The sequence below is a fragment of the Desulfurellaceae bacterium genome (genome assembly GCA_021296095.1).
GTDB lineage: Bacteria > Desulfobacterota > Binatia > Bin18 > Bin18 > JAAXHF01.
In genome coordinates this window covers 10,707-20,513 of sequence record JAGWBB010000091.1, presented here as the reverse complement: position 1 = coordinate 20,513, position 9,807 = coordinate 10,707, and the positions used below count along the sequence as shown (strand labels likewise).

The following is a 9,807-nucleotide window of genomic DNA, read 5'->3' as shown; positions in this document are numbered from 1 at the left end:
ACATGCCTGGAGCACGGCGGATGACACGGCAGTTCGATGTCAGCATTGTTGGCGGCGGCATTATCGGTCTGGCCACCGGACTGGAGATGACCCAGCGCCTGCCCGGAGTCAGGCTCGCCATCGTCGAGAAAGAAGACCGGCTGGCCAGCCACCAGACCGGCCACAACAGCGGCGTGATCCACTCCGGCATCTACTACCGGCCCGGCTCGCTCAAAGCCCAGACCTGTGTGCGCGGCTCGCAGGAGCTGATCGCCTTTTGTGAGCGGCACGCCATCCCCTACCAGCGCTGCGGCAAGGTCGTGGTCGCCACCTCAACCGACGAGTTGCCCCGGCTTGAGGAACTCCACCGCCGCGGCACGGCCAACGGGGTGCAAGGCTTGGCCATGATCGGGCCGGAACGCCTGCGCGAGCTGGAGCCGCACGCCACCGGCATCAGGGCCCTCCACGTGCCGAGCACCGGGATCATCGACTTCTCCCGGGTAGCCCACACCTACGCCCGGCTGGTCGAGGACGGCGGCGGAACGATTCTGCTCAAACACCAGGTGCAGCTGCTGCGCCACAGCCAGGAGAGGCTGGTCCTGGAAACCACCGGCGGCGCCATTCAGACCCGTTACCTGATCAACTGCGGCGGCCTGTTCTGCGACCGTCTGGCGCGCCTGGCCGGGGCGCAGCCCGCGCTGCAAATCGTTCCCTTTCGGGGCGAGTATTATACCCTGGCGGCCGGGCGTCGCGGTCTGGTGAACACGCTGATCTACCCGGTTCCCGACCCGGCTCTGCCGTTTCTGGGCGTGCATTTCACCCGGACGATTGACGGCCTGGTCGAGGCCGGTCCGAACGCCGTCCTGGCTCTGGCCCGGGAGGGCTATCGCAAATCCGACTTCAACTGGCACGACGCGCGGGAAACCCTGAGCTTCCCCGGCTTCTGGACCATGGCCCGCAGGTATTGGCAGACCGGCCTGGGGGAAATGTACCGCTCGTTCAGCAAACGGGCGTTTCTGCGCGCCCTGCAACGGCTGCTGCCGGACCTGACCGAGGCCGACCTGCAGCCGGGCGGCAGCGGGGTGCGGGCTCAGGCGATTGCCACCGACGGGGGGCTGGTGGACGACTTTGTGATTTCCCGGACCGGGAATGCCCTGCACGTGCTCAACGCCCCGTCGCCCGGCGCGACCGCCTCTTTGGCCATCGGTCGGATGGTGGTCGAGCAGGCCCTACAGGCCTTCGAGCTGTAGGGACCTGTTACAGGAGATTGCAGAAACACGGCTGAGACAATGGCACACCGGGTCTTTATCGCCCTCGGCTCCAACCTCGGGGATCGGCAGGCCTACTACCGGCAGGCCCTGGAGCGGATTGCCGGCCTGCCCGACACCGCCATCGTTCGCCAGTCTTCCCAGTATGAAACCCAGCCGCTGGGCGAGGCCCGGAACTGGTATCTGAACGGGGTGATTGAAATCCGAACCGGGCTGGCGGCCGAAGCCCTGCTCGGGCGGCTGCAAGCCATCGAACACGCGCTGGGACGTGTGCGCTCAGCGGTGCGCTGGGCCTCCCGCAGCCTGGATCTCGATATCCTGTTCTTTGACGCCGCGCTGATTGACACTCCCCGTTTACGCGTCCCGCACCCCGAGCTGCACAAGCGGCGCTTTGTGCTCGAACCCTTGTGCGAGATCGCTCCCGCCCTGTTCCATCCTCGCCTGGGCCGCACGGTCGCCGAACTGCTGGCCGAGCTGGACGACGAGAAGCAGGTCATCAAGCTGGCACCCGAGCGCCGATAAGCTCCCGCCTCGGGCCGGTCAGGCTTCCTCCGCAGCCAGGGCCGCCTCGACCCGTCCGGCCCATTCCCGTACCAGAGCAGCCCGCTCCCGAAAGCCCGCCAGGTCGCCCTTCAGAACCCGCAGCCGCTCGGTCTCCTCAAGCAGGTCGGCATAGACGGCGAGCAGACGCTCGAACTGCTCGAGCGAGATCCGTCCTTCGTAGAAGCGCTTGACGATCCGGGCAAAATCCCGGGCGCGTTCCAGGGGGTACAGAAATTCGTTCATCATCCGCGGCGTCATGGCTCGGTCGTCCTCCAGAAAACTGCCCATCTTATCGGTCATGGCCAGCAGGAGTTCGACATGGGTGCGCATCAGCTTGGTGTATTTGATCCAGTAGCAGCCGCCGAGGCTGACACCCGCGACAACCACACAGGCGACAAGCGCGACCTGGGCCCGCCGCCAACACAGGGGAAACGTGTCAACATTCTTCATGTGCTTGGAGGACACGTTTCCCCTTGCCTGGTCTTGACGACCACGGAAAGCCGAGCCTAACATAGGACGCAGTTCAGAAGACTGAGCGTGACCGAGACGGTCGAACAGCCCTCGAACCGGGCCAAAGAGTGGGTATCCATCCATGTTCCAGCTTCCTCCGGTGTACTTCGAACGTCTTCTTGAGAGCTTTCCCGACATCGTCATCGCAGTTGATCGCAAGGGCCAGATCATCTTCTACAACGCCGGTGCGAGCAAGACCCTGGGCTATACCTTCGAGGAACTGCAAGACGCCTACCGGCGTGGCCAGCGGGTCATGCTGTACTCCGATTTGACCGAAGCCCGGCGAGTCCTGGAAGCCCTGCGCGGCGAGGAGTTCGGCGAAAAAGGCACGGTCAAAAACTTTGAGACCACACTCGTGGCCAAGAACGGCGAACACATCCCGGTGTCGTTCTCCGGTGCGCTGATCTATGACGAAGAGGGCCAGGAAATCGGCTCGATTGGCTTCCACCGCGATCTGCGCGAGATCCACCTGCCCCCGGAATATTTCGAGCGGCTGGTCGAAAGCTCGCTCGATATCATCATCGCGGTGGACCGCAAGGGCCAGATCGTCTTTTACAACGACGGCGCCCAGCAAACCCTGGGCTACACCTCGGCCGAGATTCACGGCAAGCGGGTGTGGCCGACCATCTACCCCAACCTCGAGGAAGCCCGTCGCGTCATGGAGGCCATGCAGAGCGAAGACAACGGCGGCACGGGCAAGATCAAAAACTTCGAAACCACCCTGGTGTGTAAAAACGGCGAGCACATTCCGGCCTCCATCTCCGGCTCGCTGATCTATGATAGCGAGGGCTATCAGGTCGGCTCGGTCGGCTTTATCAAGGATCTGCGCGACATCCGCCGCCGCGACCAGCTGGCCACCCTGGGCGAGCTGGCGGTCGGTCTGGCCCACCGGATCAACAATCCGCTGGAGATCGTGTTCAACAACCTGGATGTCCTGGATAAACATATGGCCCAGGTTTTTTCCGACGAAGAATACGTCGTCCAGGAAGAGCGGGTGGAGTCCATCCAGCGCGAGTTGCTGAAGATTCGGACGATCATTGGCCGGATTGACGAGATGGCCCACGGCGAGCGCTACGATACCACCGAGTACCTGCACGGCTCGCGCATGGCCGACCTGGGCCGCGACGAGCAGATTATCGCCCCCCACCACAGCCATCAGAAAGCCGCCGGCCAGGAGCTGGCCGGTCTGACGATTCTGGTCGTCGATGACGATCTGGGCGTGTGTTACTCGCTGCGGGATGTCTTGCAGGAGGACGGCGCGCAGGTCGAAGTCGCCACCGGCGGCCTGCCGGCGCTGAATATCCTGACCTACAAAACGGTCGATATCGTCCTCAGCGACGTGGTCATGCCCGACCTGGACGGCTATGACCTGTATATGGAAGTCCGGGAGCGTTTTCCTGACACCCCGGTCGTCCTGATGACGGCCTACTTCTTTGACAAGGACCACGTCATCAAGCGCAGCAAGCTCGAAGGTTTGCAGGAGGTCGTGTTCAAAAAACCGCTCGACCCGGAGAAGCTCAAACAGATCATCCTGGAGCGCTGTCGCCCCGAACGCACGCCCCAATAAGCCGCCCTTTGTTCCTGCTCCAGCTGTCAGGTTTCGCCTCAGCGGCCGTCTCATGGTCTCCTATCTTGACGCCCCCGAACTCGCTGGATACAAGGACTTTTCCGCACCCCTCCCGCATATCGCCAAGCCCTAGCAAGAGAGGACACGCTTCATGCCAACACCCTTAGAACAGTGGGTTGAAGAAACCGCCGCCCACACCAAACCCAAACGTATCCACTGGTGCGACGGCTCCGAGCAGGAAAACCAGCGTCTGATCGAAGAGATGATCGAGTCCGGTACCCTGCTTGAGCTGAACCGTAAAAGGTACCCCGACTGCTACCTGCACCGCAGCGATCCCAACGACGTGGCCCGCACCGAACACCTGACCTTTGTCAATACCGCCAAGCAGGAAGACGCCGGTCCGAACAACAACTGGATGCCACCGGCCCAGGCCAAAGACACCGCCGGCGCCCTGTTTGCCGGCTCAATGAAAGACCGCACGATGTATGTGGTGCCCTACATCATGGGCCCGCAAGCCTCGCCCTACAGCCAGCTGGGGGTGGAAATCACCGATAGCCCGTATGTGGCCGCCAGCATGCGGATCATGACCCGCATGGGTCAGGCCGCGCTGGACCGCCTCGGCTCGTCCGACACCTATGTCAAGGGGCTGCACTCGCTGGGCGACCTGAGTCCCGACCGGCGCTATATCATGCACTTCCCGGAAGAGCGGGCCATCTGGTCGGTCGGCTCCGGCTATGGCGGTAACGCCCTGCTGGGCAAAAAGTGCTTTGCCCTGCGGCTGGGCAGCTATATGGCGCGCGAAGAGGGCTGGCTGGCCGAGCACATGCTGATTATCGGGATCGAAGAGCCCAGCGGTCGCACGACCTATATCGCGGCCGCCTTTCCGAGCGCGTGCGGCAAGACCAATCTGGCCATGCTGGTCCCCTCGGCCAGCCAGCACGGCTATAAGGTCTGGACGGTCGGCGACGATATCTCGTGGATGAATATCGGCCCCGACGGGCGCCTGTGGGCGATCAACCCGGAGGCCGGCTTTTTTGGCGTGGCGCCGGGCACCAACTCCCACACCAACCCCAATATGATGGCAACGGTCGACTCAAACTCGCTGTTCACCAACGTGGCCCTGACCCCGGACGGCTGCCCCTACTGGGAAGGCATGGACGGCCCGGCTCCGATTGAAGCCCTGGACTGGCAGGGCCGACCGTGGAGCCCGTCGAGCGAGACCAAGGCCGCCCATCCGAACTCACGCTTCACCACCCCGGCGCGGCAGTGTCCGGTTATGTCGCCGGAGTGGGAAAGCCCCCAGGGCGTGCCGATTTCGGCCATCCTGTTCGGCGGCCGGCGGGCCGGCCTGATCCCCCTGGTGTTCCAGTCCCTGAACTGGCAGCACGGCGTCTTTCTGGGCTCGACCATGGCGTCCGAGACGACCGCTGCGGCCACCGGCAAGGTCGGGGTGATCCGGCGTGATCCCATGGCCATGCTGCCCTTCTGCGGCTACAACATGGGCGACTATTTCGGGCACTGGATGGATATGGGTACGCGGATCGCCAACCCGCCCAAGATTTTCCGCGTCAACTGGTTCCGCATGTCCGAAAACCTCGAATACCTGTGGCCCGGCTTCGGGGAAAACCTGCGCGCCCTGCGCTGGGTGCTGAGCCGCGTCCACGGCGAGGTCGAGGCGCGCGAAACCGAGATCGGCTACCTGCCCTATCCCAAAGACATCGACACCAGCGGGCTGGACGTGACACCCGAGACCATGGCAGAACTCCTGTCGGTCGACCGTGAGGGCTGGAAGCACGCCACGGAGGGCCAGAAGGAGTTCTTCACCCAGTTCGGGGATCGCATGCCGCAGGCCATGTGGCAGGAACACGACTCGCTGAAACGGCGCCTTGGCGTGTAATGGCTATTCGCATCACCAAGGTCTACACCCGCAGCGGCGACGCCGGCTTGACCAAGCTGGTCGGCGGTCAGCAAGTCGCCAAAGACGCCGCGCGGGTCGAGGCCTACGGCACGGTCGATGAACTGAACGCCGTCCTGGGACTGGCCCGGGTCTTCAACGACGATCTCAAGGACGACCTCAAAGCGTCCAAGGAGCTGGATAAAATCTTCCGCCGGCTGCAAAACCAGCTGTTTGACCTGGGCAGCGAGCTGGCCACGCCGTCGGATTTTTCCTACGAGGGCATGTTTCGGGTCGGTCAGCGCGAGGTCCGGGCTCTGGAGCGGATGATTGATCGGCTGCAGAAAGACCTGCAAGCGCTCAACTCGTTTGTCCTGCCCGGTGGCGGCAAGGTCGGTGGCTTTCTGCACCAGGCGCGGACCGTGTGTCGGCGGGCCGAGCGCGATATCGTGCGACTGTCGCGCGAGGAAGACCTGAGCCCCTGGCCGCTCAAATATGTCAACCGCCTGAGCGACCTGCTGTTCGTGCTGTCGCGCTGGGTGAGCACCCATCTGGGCGAGCCGGAGTATCTGTGGGAGCGCGGCTTGCGCGGCCACGACCGGACCAAGCGGGTGAGCAAGACCCGCCAGACCTGACCCACGAAAGGCCGAGCCATGGCTGAAGCGCGTATCTATTTCAAGCAGATCGAAATCGGGCCGATGCAGAACTTCGCCTATCTCATCGGCGACCCGGACACCCGCGAGGCGCTGGTGATTGACGCGGCCTGGGATATTCCGGCCCTGGTTAATGTCGCCCAAGAGGACGGCTACACGATCAGCAAGGCGCTCGTCACCCACTACCATCAGGATCATCTGGGCGGCGAGTTTTCCGGCCACCATATTCAGGGCGCGGCCGAGCTGTTGGAACAGGTCAAGGCCAAGGTCTATGTTCACAAGGCCGAGGCTGAATTCCTGAACCGCATCGCCGGCCTGTCCGACTCCGACCTGGTCAAGGTCGAGGGCGGCGATACGACCACGGTCGGCAGCCTTGAGGTCACCTTCATCCACACGCCCGGCCACACCCCGGGCTCACAGTGTTTTCTGATCGGCCACAACCTGGTGGCCGGGGATACGCTGTTCATCAACTCGTGCGGCCGCATCGACCTGCCCGGCAGCAGCCCGGAAGACATGTACCACAGCCTGCAGACCCTGTCGAAACTGGTCGACGAGACCGTCCTGTTTCCCGGCCATAACTACAGCGGCCAGCCGTCGGATACCCTGGGCAATCAGAAAAAGCACAACATGTATCTGCACCTGACCACCCGCAGCCTGCAGGAATTCCTGTCCACGATGGGCTACTGAGCATGCCGATACGCAAGAAACGCGGCAATTTTCTGGAAGACTTTCGAGCCGGGCAACACTTTCGCCACAAGGTCGGCAAGACGCTCACCGAGGGCCTGTTCAACGCCTTCACCGAGTTCGGCATGACCACCAACCCGCTGTCCAAAAACCTGCGCTACGCCACCCGCTACGGCTATCGCGGCCTGGTCGCCCCGCCGGGCCTGGTCATGAACATCGTCTTCAGCCAGAGCGTTGAGGATATCTCGGAGAACGCCCGGGCCAACCTCGAGTATCAGGACATGCGCTTTGGCGTGCCCGTCCATATCGGCGATACGATCGAGGTCGAGACCCGCGTCATCGGTCTCACCCCCTCGTCGCGCGACCCGGACCGGGGGGTGGTGCATGTCCAGACCACCGGCCACAACCAGCACGAGGAGGTTGTGCTGACCCTGCGGCGCAAGGTCCAGATATGGAAGGACGATATTGCGGCGCCGGTTGAGGCCGGTGAGCTGGCGAGCCTGCCCGACGTGCCGTGTGCGCTGGGCGTGCCGACCTACGACGCGGACCGGGAGTACCGCGAGCTGGTGCATCTGAGCAACGCCGATACCTACTTCGAGGATCTGTCGCCCGGCCAGACCATCGAGCACTCGCGTGGCCGGACCGTGACCGCCGCCCACATGGACCTCACCGCCATGCTCGACAACACCTCGCAGGTCCACACCAACCAGCACCTGATCGACCAGAACCCGGACAAATATATCGGCGGCCGGCTGATCGTGTACGGCGGCCTGGCGTTTAACCTGTGTCTGGGTCTGTCCTGCCCGGATGTGGCCGATAACGCCGTCGGCGATATCGTCTATGTCACCGGTCGGCACACCGGCCCGGTGTTTGTCGGCGATACGATTTTTGCCTCGACCGAGATTCGTGACCGGCGCGACTATCCCGGTCGACCAGACCTGGGCATCGTGGCCACGACCCTGCGCGGCCATAAGTTTGTGAAAAAAGACGACGGCTGGGACAGAATGGACATCTTCTATTTGGAGCGCGAGCTGGCCGTCAAGCGGCGCAGCCATTACGCCTAGGCATGGGAGGCCGGCATGTCCGACGACACCCGTATCGACGTGTATCTCATCTGCAACGCCAAGTATCACGACACCAACTTCGCCCGGCTCGAGCTGCTCACGCTGCTGGCCGAACACGAGGACGTGGTGGTCCGGGTGGCCGAAGACTACCGGGATGTCGAGGCGATTGCCCAGTCCCGGCTGCTGCTGACCTACACCTGCGACGTGTGTCCGACCGCCGAGCAGCAGGACGCGCTGGGGCGCTTCCTCGACCAGGGCGGCCGCTGGTTTGGCCTGCACGGCACGAGCGCCATGCTGGAGTTTGTGGGCGAGTCCATCGAAACCGACGGCGTCGTGATTCCGGGCAAGGTCGATACGCCCCGCAAGGCGCCGGCCCTGCCCGACATGCTGGGCAACCACTTTGTGTCCCACCCGCCCATCCAGCCCATTCGGGTGACCGTAGCCGACCCGAGCCATCCGCTGGTGCGCGGCATCGAGCCCTTTGAGGTCCAGGACGAACCCTATTACTGCGAGTTTTACGGCGAGGTCCACACCCTGCTGGAGTCGCGCTACACCGACCGGTCGGTGGGCTATGTGCGTGAAAGCCTGGGCAATGACGAGCCACGGCCGCAACTCTACCTGCACCCCTACGGCCAGGGCCAGGTGCTGTATCTGACGCTCGGTCACTGTCGCGGAAAATACGACATGCAGCCGCTCATGCCGGTGTGCAGCGTCGAGCGCTGTTCGTGGGACTCGCCGGTGTACTACGAGTTGCTGCGCCGTGGCATCCGCTGGGGTATCGGCCAGCTCGGGGACTGAGCGGCCAACGCCATGCACCGTGGCCGCCTTGTGGGCCATAGCAGGACCGGATGTGCCAACTAGAGCACTTCACGATGCTGTGTCGCCCTTCGACTTCAGGCGCGCTGCGCCTGACGCTCAGGACTAACGGCCTCCCGTTCGTGCTGAGCGTAGCGGAGCGAAGTCGAAGCATGGATGCCGGATCACAGCCGGCATGACGAGGGCGGAACGGCAGGACTACAGCCTAACGTGAACCGCGCTAGTCACCTATGGCCGCTACCCCGTCGTGCACCAGCGCGGCAATGGCCGCGTCGTCATAGCCCAGATCGCGGAGTATCTCACTGGTATGATCGCCGAGCTGCGGCGCAGCAGTCGGCGTGCGCTTGTCACCGGCGCTGGTGAAAATGGGGCTGTTGATGGTCGTCAGCTGGCCGTGGCCGGGATACTCCATCTCGACAAACGCCCCGGCTGCCCGCATCTGCGGATCTCCGACCACCTCGTCGCGCAGTGGTAGGGGGGCCCATTTGATGTCGGCCTGCTTGAACAGTACCCGCCATTCGTCGAGATCCCGCGATTCGAACTGGCCTTGTAAAATGGCAAACAAGGCAGCCGCATTCTCCGTTCTGGCCTCGTTGGTTGCAAACAGCGGGCTGGTCGCCAGCTCTGGCTGACCGAGCGCCTTGCACAGATTGGGAAATTCCTTGTCCGGGTCGAGCAGGACGGCCAGAAAGGCTTTGCCGTCACGGCTCCGATAGCCGGCCGCCAGCGGGTTGGGAGGCGTGCCGTCGCTGCGGCGTTCCGGAAACGTGGCGTTACAGAATTTGGCCTGCAAGTCGCAGGCGTTGGCCCAGGCGCCGCTGGCCAGCAG

At 63.5% G+C, this 9,807-nt stretch carries 10 protein-coding genes; 8 read left to right on the top strand and 2 right to left on the bottom strand.

The genetic code is table 11. The features are described from left to right. Both lhgO and folK read left to right on the top strand, forming a co-directional pair. Positions 1–1,229: L-2-hydroxyglutarate oxidase (lhgO, locus tag J4F42_18240; protein ID MCE2487458.1), on the top strand; the 1,229-nt coding region annotated here is incomplete at its 5' end. 39 nt (positions 1,230–1,268) lie between these two features. After that, a complete protein-coding gene (gene folK, locus J4F42_18235; protein MCE2487457.1) occupies positions 1,269–1,769 on the top strand; it encodes a 2-amino-4-hydroxy-6-hydroxymethyldihydropteridine diphosphokinase in 501 nt (166 codons plus the stop codon). An 18-nt stretch (positions 1,770–1,787) separates the two neighbouring features. Here the strand turns inward: folK and J4F42_18230 are convergent, their stop codons facing one another. After that, a complete protein-coding gene (locus J4F42_18230) occupies positions 1,788–2,255 on the bottom strand; it encodes a hypothetical protein (GenBank protein ID MCE2487456.1) in 468 nt (155 codons plus the stop codon). A 127-nt stretch (positions 2,256–2,382) separates the two neighbouring features. On the opposite strand from J4F42_18230, the gene J4F42_18225 reads away from it, so the two are divergent. From J4F42_18225 to J4F42_18200, 6 genes are all read left to right on the top strand, one after another. Beyond that, on the top strand, positions 2,383–3,867 hold the full coding sequence (locus tag J4F42_18225) for a PAS domain S-box protein (GenBank protein MCE2487455.1): 1,485 nt from the start codon (positions 2,383–2,385) through the stop codon (positions 3,865–3,867). Between the two features lie 151 nt (positions 3,868–4,018). Then, positions 4,019–5,764 carry a phosphoenolpyruvate carboxykinase (GTP) gene (locus J4F42_18220; GenBank protein ID MCE2487454.1) on the top strand — a complete coding sequence of 582 codons (1,746 nt, stop codon included), beginning with the start codon at positions 4,019–4,021 and terminating at the stop codon, positions 5,762–5,764. Beyond that, positions 5,764–6,396, top strand: coding sequence for a cob(I)yrinic acid a,c-diamide adenosyltransferase (locus tag J4F42_18215; protein ID MCE2487453.1), 633 nt, complete (start codon positions 5,764–5,766; stop codon positions 6,394–6,396). The genes J4F42_18220 and J4F42_18215 overlap by 1 nt, the downstream gene beginning before the upstream one ends. 18 nt (positions 6,397–6,414) lie before the next feature. Continuing rightward, the gene (locus J4F42_18210) at positions 6,415–7,101 is read left to right on the top strand and encodes an MBL fold metallo-hydrolase (protein ID MCE2487452.1); all 687 of its coding nucleotides are present in this window, start codon (positions 6,415–6,417) and stop codon (positions 7,099–7,101) included. A 2-nt stretch (positions 7,102–7,103) separates the two neighbouring features. Beyond that, positions 7,104–8,162 (top strand): MaoC family dehydratase, encoded by a 1,059-nt coding sequence (locus tag J4F42_18205; GenBank protein MCE2487451.1) that lies wholly within the window; start codon positions 7,104–7,106, stop codon positions 8,160–8,162. Positions 8,163–8,177: 15 nt separating this feature from the next. Next, the gene (locus J4F42_18200) at positions 8,178–8,960 is read left to right on the top strand and encodes a ThuA domain-containing protein (GenBank protein ID MCE2487450.1); all 783 of its coding nucleotides are present in this window, start codon (positions 8,178–8,180) and stop codon (positions 8,958–8,960) included. A gap of 238 nt (positions 8,961–9,198) precedes the next feature. On the opposite strand, the gene J4F42_18195 is transcribed toward J4F42_18200, so the two are convergent. Beyond that, a partial coding sequence (locus J4F42_18195) for a CoA transferase (GenBank protein ID MCE2487449.1) occupies positions 9,199–9,807 on the bottom strand: 609 nt, incomplete at its 5' end.